This window comes from Amycolatopsis sp. FDAARGOS 1241, from assembly GCF_016889705.1.
Lineage (GTDB): Bacteria > Actinomycetota > Actinomycetes > Mycobacteriales > Pseudonocardiaceae > Amycolatopsis.
This window is the reverse complement of record NZ_CP069526.1, coordinates 8,755,596-8,778,940: the sequence shown is the minus strand read 5'-3', so window position 1 is coordinate 8,778,940 and position 23,345 is coordinate 8,755,596. Positions and strand designations below refer to the sequence as shown.

The following is a 23,345-nucleotide window of genomic DNA, read 5'->3' as shown; positions in this document are numbered from 1 at the left end:
GCTGCACGTCCGGCTTCACCTGCCGGGCGACCCACGCCACCCCACCGGCGAGCACGAGCAGCAGCAGCACCTTCTTGAACATCCTCAGACCTCCGTCCTCTCGTCGTCCGGCAGGCGCGAGGCCGTGCCCCACGCCAGTTCCTTCACCGCGCGCACCGCCGCGGGTACGGCGGCCGCGACGTCGGCCGACAGCCCCATCCCCGGCTCGACCGACCGCGGTTCGCACCCCACGACCAGCACCCGTCCGGCGTCGCCGCCGAGCATCCGCAACAGGGTGAACACCGCTTCGGGCCGCATGCCGTGCGCATCGATCTCGGGCACGGCCGACAGGTCCTCGGTGTCCGCCTCGATCAGCGACAACGTGCCCGGCTCGCGCCCGTGCGGCGTCGCGTCCAGCAGGATCGTGGTGTCGTAGCCGCCCAGCAGGTCGTAGGCCAGGTGCAGGCCGGAGACGCCGTAGTCGGCGATCTGCACCCACGCCGGCAGCACCTCGTCCTCGAGCGCCTTGACGACTTCGACGCCGAAGCCGTCGTCGCCGAGGAAAACGTTGCCGATCCCCGCCACCAGCACTTTCGGTCTCATGTCGGTTCCACCTCGTCGGGGGAGAAGTAGCGGAAGCGGCCGTGGGCGTTCTGCAGGTCGGCGCCCGGGTCGTCGTCGAGGGTCACGGCCACGTGCGTCGTGCCGTCCACATCGGACAGCACCGCGCGCACGGTGGCGACGCGACCGGTGAGGAACATGTCCTGCGCGTCGGCGCCGTGCAGGTTCGGGTGCAGCCGCACGCGCGAACCGGCGGCGACGCGGACACCGGCCACCACCACGCCATCGGTCTCCGGGGACACGGACGCGTCGGCGCCCGGGTCCCACCACGGCACGGCGTCGTCGGTGTCGGAGCCGGTCTCGGACCGCAGGTGCCGCACGGTGCCGTGCAGCCGGTCCAGCACTTCCGGCGGCACGTCGTCGACGCGGTCCACGAGCGCCGCCGCGCGCGGATCGGTGGCGCGGGCCTCGCGTTTCTCCTCGTCGGTGAGCGTCATCGTGCGCAGGGTGAGAATCTCGTCGATCTCCGTGCCGTCGAAGAGCTCACCGGGGCTTTCGGGCGCGATCGCCGGGTCGTCGTACAGGATGATCGGCGACGCGAGCACCACGCCGCTGCGCGTCGAGCCGCCGATCAGCACCGGCCACACGCGCTCGTTCACGCACGTCGCCACGGCGGGTTTCGCCCACTCCGGCGGGTCGAGCATCGACAGGAAGTGACCCGCGTCCACGGCGAGGATCACGTGCGCGGCCAGCAACGCGTGGCGCAGCGCCGATTCGCGGGTTCCGTCGGAGGACCACCGGCTCGTGTTGGCCAGGTCCACGCGCAGGCGGGCGCCGCCGAACGGGCCGTCGAGCGCGTCGAGCCGCGCCGTCAGCACGCCGGCGAGCTTGCGCGAGCGGCGCACCAGCGTGCAGTGCTCGCCGACGCTCTCGCGCTTCTCCGTCGCCGGTACGGAGAACGGCAGCCGAACCGGCTGCGCGAGCAGTTCGGCCGCGGGCACCACGAACGTCACCTCGTGCTCCACGGCCTCGTCCCACGTCGTGTAGTCCCGGCCGCCCACGGTGACGGCGTCGACGAACCCGTGCCCGTCGTGCACGAGCCGCTCCTGGGCCTGCAGGAATCGCACCGTGAAGTGCACGGCGGTGCGCGAACGCGGCTCCAGCAGGCACTCCGTGCGGGCCGACGCGTACTCACCGCGGTCCTCGTTCGCGAACGAGGGCGGCACCAGCACGCCCCACTGCCAGCGCACGCGGTTCTTCCGCGCGGACGCGCGGTAGGGGTACAGCAGGTACCCCTCGTACAGCACGGCGTCGCCGACGGCCCGGGCCCGGTCGAACACACTCGTCACGGCGCACCCCCGGAGTTGAGCAACAGGTGTTCCACCGCGGCGTCCCACGTCGGGATCGCGTGCCGCGACTTGTACCGCAGCAGCGCGTCGATCGTCTCGCGGTGCAGCTTGAGCCACGCGACGTTGGGGAAGTAGCGGTCCATCAGCTCCTCCCACGCGGTGATCGGCATCCGGCACTCGGCCTCGGTGTGCCACGGCACCGGCTCCACCCAGAACCCCGGCCCGCCCTTGGCGAAGACCGTGCCGGAGAACAGCAGCACGAGCGGCACCACGCCGTCGGTGTCCTTGGTGAGCGCGTGGAAGTACTTGCCCGCGGCCACTTCCAGGTCGTACGTGCAGGGCACTTCGAGCTCGAACTCCGTGGTGCGCGTGAAGCTCGGCACCATCACCGCCACGGTGGCGAACTGGAAGGGCCGCAACGTCTCGCCCCAGCGGGACCGGTCGCCGAACAGGCTCGTGAGCAGCTCCGATTCCGCGGTCGAGTAGCGGCGCCGCTGCGGTTCGATCCGCAGCTGCACCCGCAGCACGAGCGCGTGGATCGGCTGGGCGGTGAGCTCGGTGATCTTCATCGCGAACGCGAGCGTGGGCGACGCCGCGTACTTGACCGGGCGCACGTCGAGGCAGTCGAAGGTCAGCTCAGCCATCGGCGACGACCTCACTGCGTTCGCGCAGGTCCGCGAAGAAGGCTTCGATCGCCTGGTGGACCTCGCTGCCGCCGTCGAACCCGCGCCAGTGCAGCCGGACCAGGCCGACGAGCTCGTAGCAGCGGTCGATGGGCACCACGAACGCCTCGAACCCGACGTCGTGCTTGTTGATCAGCACCGCCTCGACGTCGGCGGCCACGGAGTCGAATCCGGGCTGGGAAGCCAGCAGCTCGCCCCACGTGTTCAGCGGCAGCAGCGACTCCGTCGCGCCGGCTGGGCTCGGGTAGAACGCGACGGCCCGGTGCTGCGTGGAGTTGTAGAAGACGAACACCATCCGCACCGGGATGCCCGAGGACTCCCAGAGCGTGGCGGCGGCCGGGAAACGCGGGGCGTGCAGGTACCGCGTGGGCACCGCGCGGTGGCGCTTGCCGCCCGCACCGCTGTGGGTGAACAGCAGGTAGCAGCCGTGGCAGGTGCACATGATCGCGCGCGACTCGAGGTCGATCACGTGCCCGTGGCCCGGCTCGATCGGTTCGGCGCACAGCTCACAGCGCTCCCCGGGCGCCGGGCGGTGGGCGGGCGTCCGGAACCGGCGAAGGCCACCACCACCCGTCATGCCTGCTCCGCGGGGCACTCGATGGCTTCGAGCGGCAGCAGCGGCCGGCCACCCGGCCCGGTCGGCTCGGGCACCACGCCGGCCACCACCACATCGGTGAGCTCCGGTGCCGCGTCGCGCACCACACGTTCGATCGCCTGCTTCGCCGTGACGGTCGAGGACGGGCAGCCGTCGCACGTCCCCCGCAGCTGCAACCGCAGCACCCCGGCCTCGTCGATCTCCACGATCTCGACGTCCCCGGCGTGCGAGCCGAGGTAGGGCCGCACTTCGTCGAGCGCCGCGCTCACGCGCTCGAACGTCGGGACCGGGTGCAGGTCGTGCAGGACGAGCAGCCCGCGCACGTGGTCGTCACCGGCGAGGCGCGCCAGCAGCGCCTCGCCCGCGGCGTCCTCGTGCAGCGCGGACACGATCGTGGCCAGGCCGGCGCCGTAGAACTCGAGCAGCGTGTGGACGAGGTCTTCGGCCTTGTCCGCGACCGGGCCGCCCGCCTCCGCCGCGAGCTCACCGAGCAGCTGCTCGATCCGCTCGCTGACCTGGCCGAGGTCGTGGTCCGCCATGGCTCACAGCACCTCTGTCCCGAACGCGTGCGGGGTGTGGATGCGCTCCAGCGTCTTGCCCCCGCCGGTGTACATGTGCACGCCGCATGGCAGGCAGGGGTCGAAGCTGCGGACAGCCCGCATGATGTCGATGCCCTTGAAGTTCTCCTGGCTGTTCTCCTCGAAGATCGGCGTGTTCTGCACCGCGTCCTCGTACGGGCCCGGGGTGCCGAAGGAGTCGCGCACGCTGCCGTTCCACGGCGTCGGCGGGTACGGGTGGTAGTTCGCGATCTTGCCGCCCTTGATCACCATGTGGTGCGAAAGGAGCCCACGCACCGCCTCGGTGAACCCGCACGACACGCCTTCCTCCGGTACCGTGAACGGCTCCCACGTCTTCGTGTTGCCGCCGCGGACCTCGGCCAGCGCCTGTTCGCAGAAGTGCACGGCGAGACCGGCGGAGTAGGCCTGGAAGTACGTGCGGGCGCGGTTGCGCTCGATCGCGTTGCTCCACTTGGGGATCTTCCACTCGAAGCTGACCTCGGGTTTCGTGGCCGTGCGCGGCAGGTTGATCACCACGCTGTGCCCGGTGGACTTCACGTAGTCGGTGTTCACGAGCCCGGCCAGCGCGGTGGTCCACAGGCGCGCGATCGGGCCGCCGCCGGTGTCGAGCGCGAGGTGGTTCGTGCCGTCGAACCAGCGCGGCGACATCGTCCACGAGTACTTGTCGTCGAAGTCGCGCTTCTGCGGCCGCGGGATGGTGTGCTGGTTCCACGGGTGGCGCGAGTCGATGGGGTTGCCCAGCGGGTCGTGCGTCACGAACTTCTCCATGCCCTCCCAGTCGTCGTAGAAGGACGAGCCGAGCAGGATCCGGATGCCCAGGTTGATGTCGAGCAGGCTGGTCGTCACGAGCTTGCCGTCGACGATCACGCCCGGTGTCACGAACATCTTGCGGCCCCACGACTCCATGTTCTCGTAGGTGAAGTCGCAGAACTCCGGGTTGTTCAGGCTGCCCCAGCAGCCGAGCAGGATCCGCCGGCGGCCGACCTCTTCGTAACCGGGGATGGCTTCGTAGAAGAAGTCGAACAGATCGTCGTGCATCGGCAGGCAGCGCTTCATGAACTCGACGTAGCGCATCAGCCGGGTGAGGTAGTCGGTGAACAGCTGCACCGTCGCGATCGTCCCGACCCCGCCGGGGTACAAAGTGGACGGATGGACGTGGCGGCCCTCCATGAGGCAGAACATCTCGCGCGTGGAGCGGCTGACTTGCAGCGCTTCGCGGTAGAACTCGCCCTCGAGCGGGTTGAGCGAGCGCATGATGTCGCCGATGGTCCGGTACCCGTGGTCGCGCGCGTGCGGCGCCTCGGTGCGGTTGGCCTGCTCCAGCACACCCGGGTTGGTCTCGGCCACCATCTTCTCGCAGTAGTCGACGCCGACCAGGTTCTCCTGGAAGATGTTGTGGTCGAACATGTACTCGGCGGCCTCGCCGAGGTTGATGATCCACTCGCCGAGGTGCGGCGGGCGCACGCCGTAGGCCATGTTCTGGTTGTAGACCGAGCAGGTGGCGTGGTTGTCGCCGCAGATCCCGCAGATGCGGCTGGTGATGAAGTGCGCGTCGCGCGGGTCCTTGCCCTTCATGAAGATGCTGTAGCCGCGGAACACCGAAGACGTGCTGTGGCATTCGACGACCTTCTTCGCCGCCCAGTCGATCTTCGTGTAGATCCCGAGGCTGCCGACGATGCGCGTGATCGGGTCCCACGCCATTTCGACCAGATCGGTCTCGACCTTGCCACCGCGCTTCGGCTTCGTCTGCGTCATGTCGGGAACTCCTTTCAGCGCCAGGACGAGCGGTAGCCGGTTTCGAGGACCCCGCCCTTGTGCCGCCACTTGGGTTCGGCGTCCGCCTTGCGTTCGGTGATCTTGCGCAGCCGCCGGATCACCGTGCCGTAGGCCTCGCTGGCCATCGACGAGACGTGCGCGCCGGGCGGCTCGTCCATGAACGGCATGAACCGGTCGGGGAAGCCGGGCATGGTGCAGCCGATGCAGATACCGCCGACGTTCGGGCAGCCGCCGACGCCGTTGAGCCAGCCGCGCTTGGGCACGTTGCACTTCACGACGGGTCCCCAGCAGCCGATCTTCACCAGGCACTGTGGCGAGTCGTACGCCTCGGCGAACTGGCCCTGCTCGTAGTAGCCCGCGCGGTCGCAGCCTTCGTGGACGGTCGCGCCGAAGAGCCACTGCGGCCGCAAGTGGTCGTCGAGCGGGATCATCGGCGCGTGGCCCGCGGCCTGGTAGAGCAGGTAGGTGAGCGTCTCGGAGAAGTTGTCCGGGTGCGTCGGGCAGCCGGGGATGCACACGATCGGCAGTCCCGCGCTCGACTTCCAGTCCCAGCCGAGGTAGTCGGGCACGCCCATCGCGCCCGTCGGGTTGCCCTCCATGGCGTGGATGCCGCCGTACGCCGCGCAGGTGCCGGCCGCAACGACCGCCAGCGCCTTGGGGGCCAGGCGGTCGAGCCACTCGCTGGTGGTCATCGGCTGGCCGGTCGCGGGGTTGTTGCCGAAGCCGCACCAGTAGCCCTCGGCCTTGATCGCCTCGTTGGGGATCGAACCCTCCACGACCAGCACGAACGGCTCCAGCTCACCGCGATCGGCCTTGTAGAACCACTCGATGAACGTGTCGGCGCCCTTGTCCGGACCGCATTCGAAGTCGATCAGCGGCCAGTGCACCTGGATCTTCGGCAGACCCGGCAGCGCGCCGAGCACGATCTCCTCGATGCTCGGCTGCGTCGCGGCGGTCAGCGCGACCGAATCGCCGTCGCAGGAGAGTCCGGCGTTGATCCACAGGATGTGGATGGGCTTCTCTTCTTGCTGGGCATGCGTCACGGCTGTTCACCCTCGAGTTCGTCGAGCGCACCGAGGGTGAGTTCCCACAGTGCGTGGTAAAGGGTCGTCTGGGCTTCCTGGATGCGGTGCACCGAAGGCGACGGCACCACGAAGAGGTGGTCGATGCTGTCGAGTTCGGCCATCTTGCCGCCGTCGTACCCGGCGATGCCGACGGTGACGAGGCCGCGGCGCGCGGCCTCGTCGAAGGCGGCCAGCAGGTTCGCCGAGTTCCCGCTCGTCGACAGGCCCACCGCGACGTCGCCGCGGCGGCCGAACGCCGCGACCTGCCGGGCGAACACCACGTCGAACCCGATGTCGTTGCTCAGCGCGGTGACCACGGCGATGTCGTTGGTGAGGCCGAACGCGGGCAGCGGCCGCGCGCCGCCCGCCGGCGACAGGAACAGGCTCGCGAGGTCCTGCGAGTCGGTGGAGCTGCCGCCGTTGCCGAACGCCAGCAGGCGGCCGCCACCGGCGAACGCCTTCGCGAGGTCCTTCGCGCACGCGTAGAGCCGCGCCCCGTCGGCCTCGGCCACCCGCCGGCGCAGCGCGACGATCTCGCGAGCTTTCTCCACAGTGGACTGACGGACCTGGGTCAGGACGGCGTCGAGATCACTCGAACCCGCGTACAGGAACGGGTAGAGCTCTTCGAGGCCGCTCGAGCCATCCCCTGCCACGGCGCTCAACTCCCTCGGGTTACTCCGGGTGGTTCTCCAAGCGTGCGATGGCTTCGCCGGCGTGCACGAGGATCCGATCGCCGACGCCGGCCTCGACCAGCGCCACGCTCACTTCTTCCCGGCCCTCGCCGGTGTCGACGACCGCGAACCCGAGGTCCAGGAGCTCGACGACGGTCACCTCGACCGCCGTGTCGGAGCAGGTGATGCACACCCCGTCGTGGCAGACGGGGGCCGGTTCTCTCACGGTGTCACCTCCGGGGTCAGCACCCCCGGCTGCTCGAAGAACACGTGCACCAGCTCCCACAGAATGTGGTAAGTCGTCACGTGCACCTCCTTCACCACGCGCGGATCGGCCGAGCGCGCGACGAGCACGTGGTCGAGCCCGGGGGTCGCGGCGACGGTCCCACCCGTGCCGCCGGTGAGCGCGACGGTGAGCATCCCCAGGTCACGGGCGGCTTCGAGGCCGCGCCGGACGTTGCGGCACTCGCCGTCCGACGAGATGCCGAGCGCGATGTCCTGCGGCTCGGCCAGGAACTCGATCTGGTACGCGAAGACCTCGTCGAGCCCTTCGCGCCCCGCGACGCCGGTGAGCGTCGCGACGTCGGCCGTGAGCGAGATGGCCGGCAACGCGCGTTTCCCCACGATCACCGGGTGCACGAACTCCACCGCGACGTGCTGCGCGTCGGTGCCCGAACCGCCGTTGCCGAACACGACGAGCTTCCCGCCCCGGTGGAACCGCCGCGCCATGCCGTGACACGCGTCGGCCACCGCCCCGGCCTGTCCGGCCAGGTCCTCAGCAGGTGCGACGCGGCGTTCGAACAACGCCGCCACCGCCCCCGGGGGAGTCGTCGGAGAGCCGGTCATCGCGGCACTTCCCTGAGCGCTCGGTGGGAGGAGCAGTCACGTCCACAGTAGAACTGTGAGGTGGGCCACACAAGATACTTCGAGCGGCGCAGGATTCACCAGGGAACCGCTTCCGCGGCGCGGCTCGCGCAGCGCGGTCGACACGGGCCCGCACCGCGGATTTCGTCGCGGAACGGGCCGGTCACGTCCGGTCGTGCTCGCTCTGGGACTGCTCGGCGCGCGACAGCCACGTCTCGGCTTCCTCGGCCGCGCCTCGCGCCCGCAGCATCCGGGCGAGGCTCAGCATGCCCTGCACGTCACCGGTTTCCGCCGCGCGGCGGAAGTACTTCTCCGCCGTCGCGAGCTCATCGCGCGCCTCGGCCAGGTGGCCCAGGTTGGTCAACGCCGGCACGCTCCCGTGCTCGGCCGCCTTGCGGTACCAGGCGGCGGCTTCGCCGTCGTCGCCGCGGGCCCGCGCGAGCACGCCGAGGTTGGTCATCGCCGCCGGGTCGCCCGCCTCGGCCGCGTCGAGGTACCAAGCTTCGGCCTCGTCGACGTCGCCCCGGCGGTGCAGCAGCAGGCCGAGCCGCACGATCGCCTCGACGTTCCCGCCCGTCGCGCCCTGGCGATACCACGATTCGGCGTCGTCGAGCCTGCCGAAGCGTTCGGCCTGCAGGCCCAGCAGGCACGTCGCCGAAAGGTCGCCGTCCGACAGCGCCTCCCGCCACCAGCGGGTGGCCTCGTTGTAGCGGCCGCGCTCGCGCATGACGACGCCGACGTCGAGCATCGCCGCGGTGTTGCCCACGCTCGCCGCTCGGCGGCACCAGTCCTCGGCCTCGTCGAAGCGGCCGTACTCGGCGAGCAGGTGGCCGAGCGCGGCCATCGCTTCGGTGTCGCCGGTCGTCGCGGCCGCGTGGAACCAGTATTCGGCGTCCTCGTGGCTGCCGCGGCGTTCGTACGCCCGGCCCAGCCCCAGCATCCCGCGCGGCTCACCCGCGTGGGCCGCTTCGAGGAACCAGCGTTCGGCCTCGTCGACCTCGCCGCGGTCGTGCAGCAGGTGGGCGAGGGCCGTCATCGCGATGCGGTCGCCGCCGGCCGCGGCGCGGCGGAACCACTCTTCGGCTTCTTCGAGCTCGCCGCGGTCGCGCAGGGCGGCGGCGACGCGGGTCATCGCCACGACGTTGCCGCCTTCGGCCGCCTTGCGCTGCAGGTAGTCGTCGACGCGTGAGTTCCACTTCCGTAGCCGCCCGGGCATCGGCCACGCTCCCTTCCACCCACCCTTGCCGGAGTAGTCGTTCGGCGCGCCGCAGACGTGACACGTGGTTCCGGACACGGTTTCTCACGTCGCCGAGAGTGTCGGCGGCCGCACGGGCCGCGCGCCGGGCATACTCCGGCTTCCCACTCCCGTCGAGAGGATCGCGCACGCATGCCCCGGACGTCGCTCACCCAGCGGATCCTGCTGGTCGCCGTGGTTCTCGTGGTGGCCGTCGCCGGGATCTGGTACGCGGGCCGGCAGGTCGGCGCGCAGCCGCCCGGCACCGGCGCCGCGCCCGCCGACGTCGCGCAGCAGCTCGCGGAGCTGAAGATCGCGCCGCGGACGTCGATGTCCGGCTACTCCCGGGACAAGTTCCCGCACTGGGACAACCAGGGGCACAACTGCAACACGCGCGAGCTCGTCCTCAAGCGCGACGGCAAGGACGTCAAGGCCGGCTCCGACTGCAACCCGACGTCGGGCACGTGGTTCAGCGTGTACGACGCCGAAACGTGGACCAAGCCCGGCGACGTCGACATCGACCACATGGTCCCGCTCGGGCAGGCGTGGGCCAGCGGCGCGCGCGACTGGCCGCAGGACAAGCGCGAGCAGTTCGCCAACGACCTCACGCGCCCGCAGCTGTTCGCCGTCACGGACAACCTGAATCAGCAGAAGGGCGACAAGGCGCCCGACGAGTGGAAGCCGCCGCTGGTGTCGTTCTGGTGCACGTACGCGACGGACTGGGTCACCGTGAAGCACTACTACGGGCTGACGATCACCACCGGGGAGAAGACGGCCCTGCAGGACATGCTCAAGCGCTGCGGAGCCTGAACTCGCCGGAACTGTCGGTGCCCGCGGTTACGCTCCCGGCATGGCGATGTTCCTGTTGATCCACGGCGGTGGTGGCAGCGGCTGGGAGTGGCACCTGGTCGCCGAGCAGCTGCGCGCGCGTGGCCACGAAGCCGTCGCGCCGGATCTGCCGATCGGGAATCCGCGGGCGAAGTTCGCCGATTTTGCCGATACCGCGGTGAAAGCCGTCGGTGCTGCGGCGGACGTCGTTGTCGTGGGCCATTCCTACGGTGGGTTCACCGCGCCGATCGCGGCGAAGCGGCTCGACGCGCGGCTCCTCGTGTTCGTCGCCGGCATGGTGCCCGCGCCCGGCGAGGCGCCGGGGGAGTGGTGGGGCAACGTCGGGTACGTGAACCCCGGCGAAGGGCTGTCGGTCACCGAGCAGTACCTCGGCGACGTGCCGCCTGAGCTCGCCGAGGAGTCGCTGCGCCGAAGCCGGAACCCGGCGAGCGCCGAGTACCACGAGCCGTGGCCGGAACCGGCGTTGCCCGACGTGCCCACGCGCGTGCTGTTGTGCCGCGACGACAAGTTCTTCAGTCCCGAGCTGCAGCGGCGCGTCGCGCGCGAGCGGCTCGGCGCCGAAGCCGACGAGATCGACGGGTCCCACTGCATCGCGTTGAGCCGTCCGGCTGAGCTGGCCGAGCGGCTGGACCGGTATTTCGCCACGCTTTGACACCGGGTAGCGGCCGAATGGTCCAGACCTATTGACGGCACCTGCGGGTGCTCCTTAACGTCGGTCTCCCGTGCACGGGTTCCTCCACCCCGGTCCCCCTGGAGGTCCCGAATGAAGCTCAGCACCCTGGGCGTCGTCGTGCTCGCGTTCGGCGCGCTCGTCACCGTCCCCGTCACCGCGCACGCCGCGACTCTCCCGGCGTGCCAGCACTTCTACTCCGGCCCGATCCCCGACCGTCCCGTCACCGGCGGGCACGGCCCCGGCACGCTCGCCGGCGCCGTCGACGTGAGCAACCGCCTGCCGGCACCCGGTGGTGTCACCGGCGCACTCGGCAGCGACGGCAAGGTCACCTTCACGTTCTCGCGCGTGCCGGGCGCCAAGGCCTACCGCGCGTTCCGCAACGGCCAAGCCCTGCAGTGGATCAGCGACTGGGGCCAGCCGACGCTCCAGGTCACCGACGCGAGCCCGTGCCAGAACGCCAACTACCAGCTCTACGCCATGACCGCCGAGGACAACTCACCCGGCTCGCTCGGCCAGATCTCCACCGCCTACCGCGTGGACGCCGCGGGCAAGCTGGCGCCCTACGCCCTCGCGAAGGGCACCACGCTCAACTACCGCGTCACCGCGTACAACGACGTCGCCCAGACCGCGCTCGGATACCAAGCGGGCCCGGGTTTCTGCGCCGTCGACGCCCGCAACATCCCTTGGGGCACCAGGATTTCCGTGCCCGGCTACGGTCACTGCTACGCCGCCGACATCGGCAGCTGGATCAAAGACGACATCGTCGACGTCTGGCTGCCCGGCAGCCAGGCCAATGGCTGGGGCGTCCAGCGGCTGACCCTGACCGTCGAATGAACAACGGGGGCGTCCTCCCAGAACACTCGAGGACGCCCCCGCTTCACCGGGTCACCACTTGTCGTGCACCAGCGGCCGGATCAGTTCGTCGTAGGTCGCCCGCACCGTCGCCGCCGCTTCTTCCGACAGGGGCACAAGCGCCGCCGCCGTGGTGTTGCCCCGCGCCTGCTCCGCGTTGCGCGCGCCCGGGATCACCACGGAAACGCCCAGCTGGTCGAGGATCCACCGCAGTGCGAACTGCGCCAGGGTCTGCCCCTCGGGCACCAGCCCGCGCAGCCGTTCGACGGCTTCGAGGCCGACCTCGAACGGCACGCCCGAGAAGGTCTCGCCGACGTCGAACGCCTCGCCGTGGCGGTTGAAGGTGCGGTGATCGTCGCTGCCGAAGGTCGTCGAAGCCGTGTAGCGGCCGGACAGCAGGCCCGACGCGAGCGGTACGCGCGCGATGATCCCGGCACCGGCGTCGACCGCGGCGGGCAGCACGCGCTCGAGCGGCTTGAGGCGCAGGCAGTTGAGGATGATCTGGACGGACGCGACGTTCGGCCGCTGCAGCGCGGCCAGGGCCTCGTCGCACGTTTCGACACTCACGCCGTAGGCGTTGATCCGGCCTTCGTCGACCATGCGGTCCAGCGCGTCGTACACGGCGTCGGACGAATACACGGGCGTGGGCGGGCAGTGCAGCTGCACGAGGTCGAGCGTGTCCATGCCGAGGTTGCGGCGGGACCGATCGTTCCACTCGCGGAAGTTCTTCTCGACGTAGTTCTCCGGCACCTGCTCGGCGCGGCGGCCCATCTTCGTGGCCACGAACACGTTGTCGCCGCGTTCGCGCCGGAAACGTCCGACCAGCGTCTCGCTGCGGCCGTCGCCGTAGACGTCGGCGGTGTCGAAGAACGTGACGCCCTCGTCGGCCGCCGCGTGCAGCACGCCCATGGCCTCGGCCTCGTCGACGGTGCCCCAGTCGGCGCCGAGCTGCCAGCACCCGAGGCCGACGGCGGACACCTCACGCCCCAGCCGGGTGATCTTGCGAGTCTCCATGGGAGCGATCCTAGGCGCGCCCCCGGCGGCTCAGCCCTCGGTCGTGACCGCGAATGCCGCCCACACGTACTTGCCGCTTTCGCAGCGCTCGTAACCCCAGTCCTCCGATAGCGCGCGGACCAGCTGCAGGCCCCTGCTGCGCGCCGCCGCCGGCGAGGGCTCCTTCAGCTCGGGCACCTTCTTGCCCGCGTCGAACACGCACACCAGCAGCCGGTGCTCGGCCACCTTCAGTTCGAGGCGGTCGGGCCGCTCCCCGTGTTCGAACGCGTTGGTGACCAGCTCGGACGTCGCCAGCAGGACGTCGTCTCGCGATGGTAGGTCCACGCCCAGGTCCGCGAGTACGGCGCAGACCGCGTGGCGGGCGATCGCGGGCGCGGTGACGTCGTCCGGGAGCCGCAGACGCACCGTGGCGGGTGTTGTCGCGCCGCCCCTCGTCGGCATCCTCGACGTCGTCATGGCGTCCACACCTCCCGACCTGTCCGTTGCTCGCACCGCCTTAACTACCCAACCGGGGGGACCCCGAATCAGGTGCCCTCGGTGATGTCGGTCTCGACCAGTCCCGTCCGCAGCTTCTTCAAGGTCGACGCGAGCAAACGGGACACCTGCATCTGCGAAACACCCACGCGCCGGGCGATGTCCGACTGGCTCATCCCCGACCCGAACCGCAGCGCGATGATCTTGCGTTCGCGCTCCGGCAGGCTCTCCAACATGGGCCGCAGCGCCTCGCGCAGCTCCGCCTGCGTGAGGTTCGTGTCGGGCGCGCCGAAGCGCGTGTGCGCCGAGTTCTCCAGCAGGTTGTCCAGCGAGGCGCCGTAGCGGCCCTGGCCGGCGCGCAGGCCCTCGTAGACGTCCTCGACCGGCACGCCGAGGTGCTGGGCGATCTCACTCGGGCGCGGCGCGCGCGACAGCCGCACGGTGAGCTCCTCGCGCGCGGCGGAAATGGTGGCGTTGAGCTCCTTGAGCCGCCGCGGCACCCGCACCGACCAGCTGTTGTCCCGGAAGTGGTGGCGAAGCTCACCCGAGATCGTGGGGACGGCGAACGCCAGGAAGTCCGTGCCCTGCGACGGGTCGTAGCGGTCGACGGCGTGGATGAGGCCGACTGTCGCGATCTGCACGAGGTCGTCCATGGCCTCGTCGCGGTTGCGGAACTTCCGCGCGAGGTTGCGGGCGAGCTCCAGGTGCTCGCGCACCAGCAGGTCGCGGATCTCCTCGCGGCGCGGGGCGTCCGCGGGCAGCTGGGCCAGTTCGTCGAACAGCGACGCCACGTCAGTGGATTCGTCGCCATCGGCGGGAGTGTTCACGGCCGGGCCACCTCGCTCTCCCGGACGAGTTGCACCCGGGAGAGGTAACCGCCGTCGGCCGGGGTCACGGTGCGGCGCGCCGATGTCGCCAGCGCGGTGAGCAGCTGCCAGGACAGCCCGGTGTCGTCACCGTGGTCCGGGGTGTCGGCCAGCACCGAGACGGTCACCTCGATGCGGCCCTCGATCCAGGAGAAGACGCAGGTCAGCTTGCCGTCGGAAGCGGAGGGGAGCAGCATCGAGCAGGCCTCGTCCACCGCCATCCGCAGGTCCTCCACCGCGTCGAGGTCGAAGTCCTGGCGCATCGCGATGTCCGCGACGATCGTGCGCAACGTGGGCACCACGTGCGGGATGGCCGCCGTCCGCACCTCGATGAGCTGGGCGTCCTCCCGATCGAGCGGGGCGTTGTCCTCCACGTGCTGTCCTCTCTCCGGCTCACTCGGCCGTGTCCTGTGCTGCCCGGTCACCTCATGCCCGGGGTGTGAGCAAACCAAACCCGGGTTTGATTCGCGCGACCGGCGGGCATGTACCGGTCGAAGTGCTGATCCCGGGAAAGGTGGGGACGAGATGGCTGACGTGAGCCGGCTGCCCAGTGTGGTCGCCGAGGAGTGGGAGTGGCAGCTGCGCGGTTCCTGCCGCGGCGCGGACAGCAGCCTCTTCTTCCACACCGACAACGAGCGCGGGTCTGCCCGCGAGCGTCGTGAGTCGCGCGCCAAGGCGATCTGCCAGACGTGCCCCGTGCTGGCGCAGTGCCGAAAGCACGCCATGACGGTACAGGAGCCCTACGGCATCTGGGGCGGTCTGGGCGAGATCGAACGCCGTGAGCTGTTCATGCGCGAACGTCGCGCCGCCAAGCGCAAGGCGATGTCCGCCTAGCCCCGAGCCCCACCCAGTCCCGCGTACCTTTGTGGTGCGCGGGTCGCTGTGCGTGCGCCCGTTCGGGCTCTTGCCCTCCTGTGTCGTTCTCCGGGACAGTGGCGGCCGACGCGGCGACGGTCACCCGCTGGGTTAGGGTTGGACCTTCCAGATGCCTGGAACCGTGAACGGTTGCCGCTTGAGACACAGGCGCGTACCGGCGCAGCAGCAGCGCCTGACGAGGAGAAACTGCATGCCCGCAGCCGACCAGAACTCCACCCCTCCCGGGTTCGGCATCACGCTGGACACCGAGGCCGCCGAGCCGAGGGTGGTGGTCAACGGTGAGCTCGACCTGCTCACCAGCCCGCAGCTGCAGGAAGCCCTTGCCGGGTTGATCGCGGACAAGAGCTCGCAGCGCGTGGTGGCCGACCTCACCGGGGTGACCTTCTTCGACTCCTCGGCGTTGAACGTGGTCCTGCACGCCCAGCGGCAGGCCCGTGAGCAGGACGTCGAGCTCGCGGTCGTCCCGAGCTCCGCGGTGAGCCGCGTCATCGAGCTCACGGGAGTGGCCGAACACCTGAGCGTGTCGGAGGAACCGCCCGCCTGATCCCCGATACGGTCGCGCGGACCTGAAATCCGCTCTCGACCTGGGGGAGATCCACGATGATGGGGCGCACACACGCCCTGACCGGCTGGTGCGCGGGCCTGGCCCTCGCACCCGCGGTCGGCGCCGGCTCGGTGCACCAGGCGGTGGTCTTCGGGGCCACCACGGCCGGGTTCGCGCTGCTCCCCGATCTCGACCACCCCGGCGCCAGCGCGTCACGCATCTTCGGCTGGCTGACCGAGGCCCTCTCGTGGCTCCTGCGCCGCGTCTCCTCCGCCGTGTACGCCCTCACCAAGGGCCCGCGCGACGAGAAGGTGACCGGCAAGCACCGCCACCTCTCCCACACCGTGCTGTTCGCCGCGGGCCTCGGCGCCGCCACCTCGGCCGGCACCGCGGCCGGCGGGCCGTGGGCCGTGTTCGGCGTGGTGGTCTTCGGGCTGTTGCTCGCCGAAGGCGCCCTGGGCGACTGGTTGCTCCCGGTCAGCGCCGGCGCCATCGTCTGGTGGTACTTCACCGCGCGGGACCACGCGAGCGAGCTGGACCAGATCTCGGGCTGGCTCGGCATCGCCGTCGCGGCCGGCTGCCTGGTCCACTGCCTCGGCGACTCCCTGACCGAGTCGGGCTGCCCGTTCCTGTTCCCCCTGCCCATCGCGGGGGAGACCTGGTACGAGATCCGCCCACCCAAGCCCCTGCGCCTGCGCACCGGTAAAAAGGTGGAGAAGCGCTTGGTGTTCCCGATCTTCGTCGTCGTCGGCGTCCTGCTGGTCCCCGGCGTGTGGGGCTGGACCACGGCCACCGTCGAGCGCTTGTTCACGCCTCCGGCGTCGCAGTCCGCGACGCCGTGATCCGCTTCGCCGCCGCGGCGGCGTCAGGGCCGCGACGGCGACCCGGGAGATTTGGGACACGGTTCGGTTCATCAGGGGTACTCCGGGGAAGAATGAAGGTGAATCGGAACGGTGCACCCGGTTCCGACGAGACGAGCCGAAGGAGGGCACCCGTGGACAAGCCAGTGCTGCGCGCCGACGCGCGGCGGAACCGGGCGCGGGTGCTGGCGGCGGCCGAGGAGGCGTTCGCGGCCGACGGGCTGGCCGTGCCGCTGGACGACATCGCGCGGCTGGCCGGCGTGGGCGCCGGGACGGTCTACCGGCACTTCCCCAGCAAGGAGGCGCTGTTCCAGGCCGTGGTCCTCGAGCGGTTGGCGCAGTTCGCGGCCGAGGCGCGTGAGCTCGCCGACGCGGCGGACCCGGGCGCGGCGTTCTACGACTACTTCACGCGCGTGATCAAGCAGGCCTCCCTCAACCGCGCCATCTGCGAGGCGCTCGGTGCCGCCTCCGCGGACAAGGCCGACATCAGCACGGAGTTCCGCGACAACCTCACGGCGCTGCTCGAGCGTGCCCAGGCCGCGGGCGCCGTGCGCGCGGACATCACCGGCGACGACCTGCGGGCGCTCATCGTCGGCGCCCTCGCCGTGGAGCGGTATTCGCCGGGCAGCCACCACCTCGTGCGTGTGCTGCTCGACGGCCTGCGCACGGTCTAATCCGGCAGGTCCCGCAGCTTCCGCAACGGCGACGCGAGCAAGATCCCCGTGGACAACAGCAACCCGGCGCCGACGACGCACAGCGTGGCCCGAAGCGAAGTCACCCCGGCGAGGACGCCGCCGAGCAGAATGCCGAGCGGGGTCGTGCCGCGGATCAGCGTCGTCGACACCGAGGTGACCCGCCCGAGCAGCCGGCGCGGCGTCACGGCCTGGCGGAAGCTCACGCAGTACACGTTGACCAGGCTGATCCCGAAGCTCGTCCCGACGCCGCCGACGACGTACCAGGTCAGGCCCCAGCCGGGGGTCGTGAACGCGTAGCACAGGAACGAGCCGCCGTAGACGACGGCCGCGCCGCACAGCGCCCGGGCCGCGCCGAAGCGGCTCGCCAGCCGCCGCGCGAGCACGCTCGCGACCAATGCGCCGGTGAGCGCCAGCGTGCTCAAGGCGCCGATCTCGACCGGTGAGAGGCCGATTCGCGGACGAGGAACACGACGTTGATCGCCAGGTACATCGCCTGGAACAGCCCCGTGACGGTGCCGTGGAGCGTGCTCGCCCGCACGAACCCGTCGCCGAGCACGGCTTTCAGGCCCTCCGCGATCTCGTGGCGCAGCCGGCGGCCGCTGCGTTCGCCGGGCGCGTCGGGGGTTTCGACGCGCCGCAGCCACAGCGCGGACCACAGGTAGGACAGGGCATCGAGGGCCATCGCGCCCGCGTAACCCAGGTACTGGATGATCACGCCCGCCGCGCTGGGCCCGGCGAGCGCGGCGATCGACGCGTTGGTCCACAGTTTCGCGTTGGCCTCGGGCAGTTCGGCTTTGGCGACGAGGTGCGGCACGTACGTCTGGTGCGCGACGTCGAAGAACACCCCGCACACACCCGCGAGCAGGACCACGGCGTACAAGTGCCAGAGCGTGAGCGCCCCGCGGAGCGCCGCGACGGGGATCGAGCCGATGAGCACCACGCGACCGAGGTCGGTGGCGATGAGGACGGGCCGCTGCCGGACGCGGTCGCACCACGCGCCGACCTGCAGGCCGAGCACGAGGTAGGGCAGCGTCGCGAGAGTCCGCAGCAGCGAGACCTCGAAGACCGAAGCCGACAGGGCGATGGCCGCCGGCAGCGGAATCGCCACCAGGAAGTCGACGCGACTGCCGACCTGGCTCAGCACGTCGGCGGTCCAGAGCCGCCGGAAATCCGCTTTGCGCAACAGGCCACCGCGGCGGGTGGCCACCCCTCGTCCGCCACGCGGGACACCTTGGCAGGAATGCTATTCGGTTCGCCATAAACTTGAGTCTGGAAAACTCAAGTTGCACGTTCTGTAACGGGACATAAGATCAACGCGACTCCGCCTTGTACCTGCGCGTCGGCACGACGAGGGGGTGCCGGTTTGTCGAACACGACTCCGACCTGGGGTTCTGTCGTCGTGACCGGACTGGCCGGGTTCGCGGTCGGCCTGCTCGTCGCGGCTCTGCTCGTCGCGGGCAACTCTCCGTCGCGGCCGACCGGTTCGTCGGTCCCGCCGCCCACTCCTCCACCCGCGCAGCCCGTGACGGTCACGGTCACCGGCTCGCCGCAGCCGCCGGTCACCGTCACGCACTCCGCGTCGCCGTCGCGGACCCGGTCCGAGCCGCGCCCGCGGCCGAGCACGACCACGTCGACGGTATTGGTGACCCGCGAAACCACTCCCCCCGAAACCGGCTCGCCCACCTCACTCGGCCCGACGTCGGGGGCGTTCGTGCCCAACGACGCGTCGACGCGCTGGTGAGTGCAGGCCGCACGCACCCGGGGATTCCCCCGGTCAGCTCTCCCGAGCGGTGCGGCCTGCGGGTCCCTCAGCCGACGTCGCGGCGGCGCCAGCCCGCCAGTCCGGCGACGAGCGCCACCACGGCGACCGCGAGCAGCCACCCCAGCGGGGTCGCGGTGAACGGTGCGCCGGGGATCTTCGGCGGGTGCTGGAAGGGCGAGACGTCGAGCACGGCCTGCGGCGCGTTCACGACCGGGCCGAACAGGCTGATCAGCAGTCCCAGCGCGCCGGCTGCCCACGCGAGGCCGGTGAAGCGGGGCAGCACACCGAACAGCAGCACGCACACCGACACGATCACCCACGTCGCCGGCACCTGGACCAGCACGGCCGTGAGCAGGTCGCCGACCGCGGAGCCGACCGTCGCGCCCGAGCGCAGGCCGTGCGAGATCCCCATGAACACGCCGCCGACGAGCACGAGCAGCGCCGTGCCGGCGTAGGCGAACACGAGGTGGCTCGCGACCAGCCGCAGCCGGCTGACGCGGGTGGCCAGCAGCGGTTCGAAGCGCACTCCCGTCTCCTCGCTGCGCATCCGCAGCGTCGCCTGCACGCCGTAGAGCGAGCTGAGCATGGCGAACATGCTCACCATCGCGGCGAGGAACGCGTCGACGATCGCGTCGGAACCGCCGAGCCGCTCGAAGATCTGGCGCGTCTGCTCGGTGTCGCCGACGAGGCCGGAGATCCCGCTCGCGATCGAACCGAACAGTGCGCCGCCGACGGCGAAGCCGATGACCCAGCCCAGCAACGGACCGCGCTGCAGCCGCCACGCGAGCGCGAACGCCGAGCGCAGCGACGGTTTCGCCGCCGGCCGGCCGGGCCGCGGCGGCACCAGGCCCGTGCCGACGTCGCGGCGCGGCAGGAGCGCGTAGCCGACGGCGCCGAGGACGACGGTGGCCGCCAGCGCAAGCAGGAGCACCCACCAGCGTTCGCCGGCGAACGGGCGCGTTTGCTGCGCCCAGCCGATCGGCGAGAGCCACGAGAGCCAGCGCGCGTCGGACGTCGAGTCGCCCGCGCCACGCAGCAGGAAGGCGACGCCGATCACCGCGGTGCCGATGCCGTTGGCGGTGCGCGAGTACTCGGCGAGCTGCACGGCGACCGCGGCGACGGCCGTGAAGACCAGGCCCGCGCCGGCCGTGCCCGCGCCGAAGGCGAGCGCACCGGCAGCCGGCAGCTTCGCGCTGATCATCGTGGCGACCTGGATCAGGCCGATGAGCAGGCTCGCTGCGCCGGACACGGCGACGGCCGCCGTCAGCGCCGCGTAGCGACCGACCACAGTGGACGCCAGCAGCTCGGCACGGCCGGTGTCCTCCTCGGCGCGCGTGTGCCGGGTGACGGTGAAAACGGCCATCAGCCCGATGAGCAGTGCGAGGAACCCGCCCAGGCGCCAGGCGATGAAACCGCCCGCCGTCGTGAGGTCGAAGGCCGGACCGTAGAGCAGCGAGAACGACGGGTTCGCCGCAGCCCCGGCGGTGAGGGCGGCGCGGCTGGCGGCGTCCGGGTAGAACTGGTTGTAGCTCGACACGGTGCCCGCCGGGACGACGCTGAGCAGCACGATCCAGATCGGCAGGAGCACGCGGTCGCGGCGCAGAGCCAGGCGCGTGAGGTGCCAGGTGCCGACCAGCGCGTGGCTGCGCGGGGCCACCGCCGGCCGGGTGCGGGTGGCGGTCACTTCCGGCTCCCGGCCTCGTCGGAGTAGTGGCGCAGGAAGAGCTCTTCCAACGTCGGCGGCCGGCTCACCAGGCTGCGCACGCCGACCTGCGTGAGGTGGCGCAGCGCGTCGTCGAGCGAGCGCGTCTCGACGTCGAAGCGCACGCGGTTGCCGGCCACCTCGAGGTCGTGGACGTCGGTGAGCTTGGCCAGTCCGTTCGGCGGGCCGGCCAGCTCGGCGGTGATCGACGTACGCGTGAGGTGGCGCAGCTGCGCGAGTGTCCCGGACTCGACTGTGCGGCCGCTCCGGATGATGCTCACCTTGTCGCACAAGGCTTCTACCTCGGCGAGGAGGTGGCTGGAGAGCAGCACGGTGCGGCCCTGCTCGCGCTCTTCCTGGATGCACTCCTGGAACACGGCTTCCATGAGCGGGTCGAGGCCGGAGGTCGGCTCGTCGAGCAGCAGCAGGTCCACAGTGGACGCGAGCGCCGCCACCAGTGCGACCTTCTGCCGGTTGCCCTTGGAGTACGTGCGCCCCTTCTTGCGCGGGTCGAGGTCGAACCGCTCGATGAGGTCCTGGCGGCGCTTCTGGTCGAGCCCGCCGCGCAGCCGGCCGAGCAGGTCGATCACCTCGCCTCCGGAGAGGTTGGGCCAGAGGTTGACGTCGCCGGGCACGTAGGCCAGCCGGCGGTGCAGGCTCGCGGCATCGCGCCACGGGTCGCCACCGAGCAGGCGGACCTCGCCGGCGTCGGCGTGCAGCAGCCCGAGCAGAACCCGGACCGTGGTGGACTTCCCGGCACCGTTCGGACCGAGGAAGCCGTGGACTTCCCCCACGGGAACCTGGAGATCGAGGCCGTCGAGGGCCTTCGTCCGGCCGAACGACTTGTGCAGGCCGGAGATCGAGATGGCGTTTCCCATGATTTGGAAGGTACATTGATTTCATGAAGTTGTGAAGTTAAGAAAATGTCTAGATCGAGTGATCGTGGCTGTCCGGGTGCGAGAGGATGGGTGGATGACGACGCCTGAGACCAAGCGTGACGAGGACGCCGTCCGCCGGTACGTCGAGAGCCTGGGCCTGGTGCTCTCGCAGATCGGCATGCAGCGCATGGCCGCGCGCGTGTTCGCGGCCCTCATGACCGACGACGAGGGTCAGCTGACCGCCGCCGAGCTCGCGACGCAGCTGTCGGTGAGTCCCGCCGCGATCTCCGGAGCCGTGCGGTACCTGGAGCAGGTCGGGTTCGTGGCCAAGGTCCGGGAGCCCGGCGAGCGTCGCGACCACTACAAACTGCACGACGACCTCTGGTACGCGACCTTCCTCAAGCGCGACCGCCTGCTGATCATGTGGCGGGACGCGGCCGAGGAGGGCATCGACGCGCTCGGCGCGGACACGCCGGCCGGGAAGCGGCTGGCGGAGATGCAGGACTTCCTGTCGTTCGTGCTCAAGGAGGTCGGCAGCCTCTACGACCGCTGGCACGCGGAGCGGGCCAAGCGCCAGGCCGGCTAGAGCCCGGCGATCAGCGCTTTCGCCACACGCCCGGCGATCACCGGGCCGCTGTCGCGGTCCTCGAACGAGTCCAGGAACGCCTGCTGGAAACAGGCGCCCAGCAGCAGGCGCGCGGCGGCTTCGAGGTCGGTGGACTCCGGGATGCGGCCGAGGTCGGCTTCCGCCCGCAGGTAGCCGGCGACGAACGTGATGGGCACCTCCGGCCCGTGGCCGGCATCGAGCGCGGCGCGGTGGGTGCGCAGCAGTTCGCGCGAAGAGAAGATCGAGACGGAAATGGGGAAGCTCGCGCGGTAGAACTCGAGCGCGGTGCGGGCCAGTTCCGTCAGGTTCTCCTCCAGTGCCGCGTCGGCGGCGTGGTCCGCGAGGTGCCGGGCGGTGGGGCCGAGTGCGGGCAGTTCCTCGCTCAAGACGGCCAGGAACAGCTCCGTCTTGTCCTTGAAGTGCTTGTACAGCAAGGCTTCCGAGTAGCCGGCGGTCTGCGCGATGGCTTTGGTGGTGGCGTGCGCGTAACCCTGTTCGCGCATCACCTTCGCCGCGGCGGCGACGAGGTCCTGCCGGCTGCCCATCGGTGCTCCTGAGGATGCTCTCAGCGTGGTGAGTGTTTACTCACCCTACCTGGTGAGTAAACACTCACACCTACTGGGAGGAGGCGCCATGAAGATCACCGTCCTCGGCGCGAGCGGGCGGATCGGCACCCTGGCCGTGCGCGACGCGCTCGCCCGCGGCTGGCACGTCACGGCCGTGGTGCGCGACCCGGCTCGGCTGTCGGTCGCGAGCCACCCGCGGCTGGACGTGGCCGTCCACGCGCTCGACGACCCGGCGCTCGCGTCGGCGGTCCAGGGCCGCGACGCCGTCGTGCTCGCGCTCGGCGCCCGCGATCGACGGCCCACCACGGTGAACGCCGACGGCGCCCGCGCGGTCGTGTCCGCGCTGCGCGGCTCGGACACGCGGTTCGTCGCCGTCAGCGCCGCCGGTCTCAAGACCGACGGCGACGGCTTCTTCACCCGGTTCCTGGTCAAACCCCTCCTGGGTGCGGTGCTGCGCAACGGGTTCGCTGATCTGCTGGTGATGGAGGCGACGATCAAGGCCTCGGACACGGCGTGGACGATCGTCCGCCCCCCGCGCCTCACCGACGGCCCCGCCACGGGCCGGGTGCTGGTGAACACGGCCGGCCCCGTGCGCGGCAGCTTCAGCATCAGCCGCGCCGACGTGGCCTCGTTCCTTCTCGACGCCGCCGACGGTACCGGCCTGGTCCGCACCACGGCCGCGATCGCCGGCCGATGAGCGCTGGTTGTCCACAACTCGTCTGCCCTGTGGACAACTCCGCTCGACCGGCCCGGGCCGTCGCTGCGCGTGATTA

Annotated in this window: 30 protein-coding genes; 10 read left to right on the top strand and 20 right to left on the bottom strand. The window is 70.8% G+C overall.

Going from position 1 to position 23,345, the window contains the following annotated elements:
• Positions 1-84: 84 nt before the first annotated feature.
• From I6J71_RS42625 to I6J71_RS42575, 11 genes are all read right to left on the bottom strand, one after another.
• Positions 85-582 carry a hydrogenase maturation protease gene (locus I6J71_RS42625; protein ID WP_204092026.1) on the bottom strand — a complete coding sequence of 166 codons (498 nt, stop codon included), beginning with the start codon at positions 580-582 and terminating at the stop codon, positions 85-87.
• The gene (locus I6J71_RS42620) at positions 579-1,889 is read right to left on the bottom strand and encodes a hypothetical protein (protein WP_204092025.1); all 1,311 of its coding nucleotides are present in this window, start codon (positions 1,887-1,889) and stop codon (positions 579-581) included. Before I6J71_RS42620 ends, I6J71_RS42625 begins: the two co-directional genes overlap by 4 nt.
• Positions 1,886-2,533 carry a DUF6084 family protein gene (locus I6J71_RS42615; protein ID WP_204092024.1) on the bottom strand — a complete coding sequence of 216 codons (648 nt, stop codon included), beginning with the start codon at positions 2,531-2,533 and terminating at the stop codon, positions 1,886-1,888. Before I6J71_RS42615 ends, I6J71_RS42620 begins: the two co-directional genes overlap by 4 nt.
• Complete coding sequence (locus I6J71_RS42610) at positions 2,526-3,149, bottom strand: DUF5947 family protein (RefSeq protein ID WP_204092023.1); 624 nt, start codon at positions 3,147-3,149, stop codon at positions 2,526-2,528. The genes I6J71_RS42615 and I6J71_RS42610 overlap by 8 nt, the downstream gene beginning before the upstream one ends.
• Positions 3,146-3,706 (bottom strand): NifU family protein, encoded by a 561-nt coding sequence (locus I6J71_RS42605; protein WP_204092022.1) that lies wholly within the window; start codon positions 3,704-3,706, stop codon positions 3,146-3,148. Before I6J71_RS42605 ends, I6J71_RS42610 begins: the two co-directional genes overlap by 4 nt.
• Before the next feature lie 3 nt (positions 3,707-3,709).
• Positions 3,710-5,500, bottom strand: coding sequence for a nickel-dependent hydrogenase large subunit (locus tag I6J71_RS42600; protein WP_204092021.1), 1,791 nt, complete (start codon positions 5,498-5,500; stop codon positions 3,710-3,712).
• 14 nt (positions 5,501-5,514) lie between these two features.
• Positions 5,515-6,564 carry a hydrogenase expression protein HypE gene (locus I6J71_RS42595; RefSeq protein WP_204092020.1) on the bottom strand — a complete coding sequence of 350 codons (1,050 nt, stop codon included), beginning with the start codon at positions 6,562-6,564 and terminating at the stop codon, positions 5,515-5,517.
• Entirely contained in the window at positions 6,561-7,247 is a 687-nt protein-coding gene (locus I6J71_RS42590; protein WP_204092019.1) for an SIS domain-containing protein, read from the bottom strand. The genes I6J71_RS42595 and I6J71_RS42590 overlap by 4 nt, the downstream gene beginning before the upstream one ends.
• A gap of 10 nt (positions 7,248-7,257) precedes the next feature.
• Positions 7,258-7,449 carry a HypC/HybG/HupF family hydrogenase formation chaperone gene (locus I6J71_RS42585; RefSeq protein ID WP_204097526.1) on the bottom strand — a complete coding sequence of 64 codons (192 nt, stop codon included), beginning with the start codon at positions 7,447-7,449 and terminating at the stop codon, positions 7,258-7,260.
• 29 nt (positions 7,450-7,478) lie between these two features.
• A complete protein-coding gene (locus tag I6J71_RS42580) occupies positions 7,479-8,102 on the bottom strand; it encodes an SIS domain-containing protein (RefSeq protein ID WP_204092018.1) in 624 nt (207 codons plus the stop codon).
• Positions 8,103-8,283: 181 nt separating this feature from the next.
• Positions 8,284-9,336 carry a tetratricopeptide repeat protein gene (locus tag I6J71_RS42575; RefSeq protein ID WP_204097525.1) on the bottom strand — a complete coding sequence of 351 codons (1,053 nt, stop codon included), beginning with the start codon at positions 9,334-9,336 and terminating at the stop codon, positions 8,284-8,286.
• A 171-nt stretch (positions 9,337-9,507) separates the two neighbouring features.
• Between I6J71_RS42575 and I6J71_RS42570 the strand changes: the two genes are divergently transcribed.
• The 3 genes from I6J71_RS42570 to I6J71_RS42560 all read left to right on the top strand — a co-directional run bounded on the left by I6J71_RS42570 (position 9,508) and on the right by I6J71_RS42560 (position 11,710).
• Positions 9,508-10,164: an HNH endonuclease family protein gene (locus tag I6J71_RS42570; RefSeq protein WP_204092017.1), complete on the top strand. Its 657-nt coding sequence runs from the start codon at positions 9,508-9,510 to the stop codon at positions 10,162-10,164.
• 40 nt (positions 10,165-10,204) lie between these two features.
• Positions 10,205-10,855, top strand: coding sequence for an alpha/beta fold hydrolase (locus I6J71_RS42565; protein WP_204092016.1), 651 nt, complete (start codon positions 10,205-10,207; stop codon positions 10,853-10,855).
• Between the two features lie 111 nt (positions 10,856-10,966).
• Entirely contained in the window at positions 10,967-11,710 is a 744-nt protein-coding gene (locus tag I6J71_RS42560) for a 3D domain-containing protein (protein ID WP_204092015.1), read from the top strand.
• A 51-nt stretch (positions 11,711-11,761) separates the two neighbouring features.
• On the opposite strand, the gene I6J71_RS42555 is transcribed toward I6J71_RS42560, so the two are convergent.
• The 4 genes from I6J71_RS42555 to I6J71_RS42540 all read right to left on the bottom strand — a co-directional run bounded on the left by I6J71_RS42555 (position 11,762) and on the right by I6J71_RS42540 (position 14,456).
• A complete protein-coding gene (locus I6J71_RS42555; RefSeq protein ID WP_204092014.1) occupies positions 11,762-12,742 on the bottom strand; it encodes an aldo/keto reductase in 981 nt (326 codons plus the stop codon).
• Positions 12,743-12,772: 30 nt separating this feature from the next.
• Complete coding sequence (locus tag I6J71_RS42550) at positions 12,773-13,198, bottom strand: ATP-binding protein (protein ID WP_204092013.1); 426 nt, start codon at positions 13,196-13,198, stop codon at positions 12,773-12,775.
• Between the two features lie 68 nt (positions 13,199-13,266).
• Entirely contained in the window at positions 13,267-14,043 is a 777-nt protein-coding gene (locus I6J71_RS42545) for a SigB/SigF/SigG family RNA polymerase sigma factor (protein ID WP_204092012.1), read from the bottom strand.
• Complete coding sequence (locus I6J71_RS42540; protein ID WP_204092011.1) at positions 14,040-14,456, bottom strand: anti-sigma factor; 417 nt, start codon at positions 14,454-14,456, stop codon at positions 14,040-14,042. The genes I6J71_RS42545 and I6J71_RS42540 overlap by 4 nt, the downstream gene beginning before the upstream one ends.
• Before the next feature lie 151 nt (positions 14,457-14,607).
• Between I6J71_RS42540 and I6J71_RS42535 the strand changes: the two genes are divergently transcribed.
• From I6J71_RS42535 to I6J71_RS42520, 4 genes are all read left to right on the top strand, one after another.
• Positions 14,608-14,916 (top strand): WhiB family transcriptional regulator, encoded by a 309-nt coding sequence (locus tag I6J71_RS42535; RefSeq protein WP_204092010.1) that lies wholly within the window; start codon positions 14,608-14,610, stop codon positions 14,914-14,916.
• A 232-nt stretch (positions 14,917-15,148) separates the two neighbouring features.
• Entirely contained in the window at positions 15,149-15,502 is a 354-nt protein-coding gene (locus I6J71_RS42530; RefSeq protein ID WP_204092009.1) for an STAS domain-containing protein, read from the top strand.
• Between the two features lie 59 nt (positions 15,503-15,561).
• The gene (locus I6J71_RS42525; protein WP_204097524.1) at positions 15,562-16,344 is read left to right on the top strand and encodes a metal-dependent hydrolase; all 783 of its coding nucleotides are present in this window, start codon (positions 15,562-15,564) and stop codon (positions 16,342-16,344) included.
• 152 nt (positions 16,345-16,496) lie between these two features.
• Complete coding sequence (locus I6J71_RS42520) at positions 16,497-17,036, top strand: TetR/AcrR family transcriptional regulator (protein WP_204092008.1); 540 nt, start codon at positions 16,497-16,499, stop codon at positions 17,034-17,036.
• Here the strand turns inward: I6J71_RS42520 and I6J71_RS50085 are convergent.
• The gene (locus tag I6J71_RS50085; protein ID WP_255570671.1) at positions 17,033-17,479 is read right to left on the bottom strand and encodes an MFS transporter; all 447 of its coding nucleotides are present in this window, start codon (positions 17,477-17,479) and stop codon (positions 17,033-17,035) included. The genes I6J71_RS42520 and I6J71_RS50085 overlap by 4 nt on opposite strands.
• Positions 17,476-18,264, bottom strand: a complete 789-nt coding sequence (locus I6J71_RS50080; protein WP_255570670.1) for an MFS transporter — start codon at positions 18,262-18,264, stop codon at positions 17,476-17,478. The genes I6J71_RS50085 and I6J71_RS50080 overlap by 4 nt, the downstream gene beginning before the upstream one ends.
• A gap of 192 nt (positions 18,265-18,456) precedes the next feature.
• Here I6J71_RS50080 and I6J71_RS42510 point away from each other — a divergent pair, with 192 nt between their 5' ends.
• Positions 18,457-18,798, top strand: a complete 342-nt coding sequence (locus tag I6J71_RS42510) for a hypothetical protein (RefSeq protein ID WP_239154225.1) — start codon at positions 18,457-18,459, stop codon at positions 18,796-18,798.
• Positions 18,799-18,865: 67 nt separating this feature from the next.
• Here the strand turns inward: I6J71_RS42510 and I6J71_RS42505 are convergent, their stop codons facing one another.
• Both I6J71_RS42505 and I6J71_RS42500 read right to left on the bottom strand, forming a co-directional pair.
• Positions 18,866-20,503, bottom strand: a complete 1,638-nt coding sequence (locus I6J71_RS42505; protein WP_204092006.1) for an ABC transporter permease — start codon at positions 20,501-20,503, stop codon at positions 18,866-18,868.
• Entirely contained in the window at positions 20,500-21,399 is a 900-nt protein-coding gene (locus tag I6J71_RS42500) for an ABC transporter ATP-binding protein (protein WP_204092005.1), read from the bottom strand. The genes I6J71_RS42505 and I6J71_RS42500 overlap by 4 nt, the downstream gene beginning before the upstream one ends.
• A 94-nt stretch (positions 21,400-21,493) precedes the next feature.
• Here I6J71_RS42500 and I6J71_RS42495 point away from each other — a divergent pair, with 94 nt between their 5' ends.
• Entirely contained in the window at positions 21,494-21,985 is a 492-nt protein-coding gene (locus I6J71_RS42495; RefSeq protein ID WP_204092004.1) for a GbsR/MarR family transcriptional regulator, read from the top strand.
• Here I6J71_RS42495 and I6J71_RS42490 read toward each other — a convergent pair.
• Positions 21,982-22,551: a TetR/AcrR family transcriptional regulator gene (locus tag I6J71_RS42490; RefSeq protein ID WP_204092003.1), complete on the bottom strand. Its 570-nt coding sequence runs from the start codon at positions 22,549-22,551 to the stop codon at positions 21,982-21,984. The genes I6J71_RS42495 and I6J71_RS42490 overlap by 4 nt on opposite strands.
• Before the next feature lie 88 nt (positions 22,552-22,639).
• Here I6J71_RS42490 and I6J71_RS42485 point away from each other — a divergent pair, with 88 nt between their 5' ends.
• Positions 22,640-23,269 (top strand): NAD(P)-dependent oxidoreductase, encoded by a 630-nt coding sequence (locus I6J71_RS42485; protein WP_204092002.1) that lies wholly within the window; start codon positions 22,640-22,642, stop codon positions 23,267-23,269.
• Positions 23,270-23,345 lie beyond the last annotated feature (76 nt).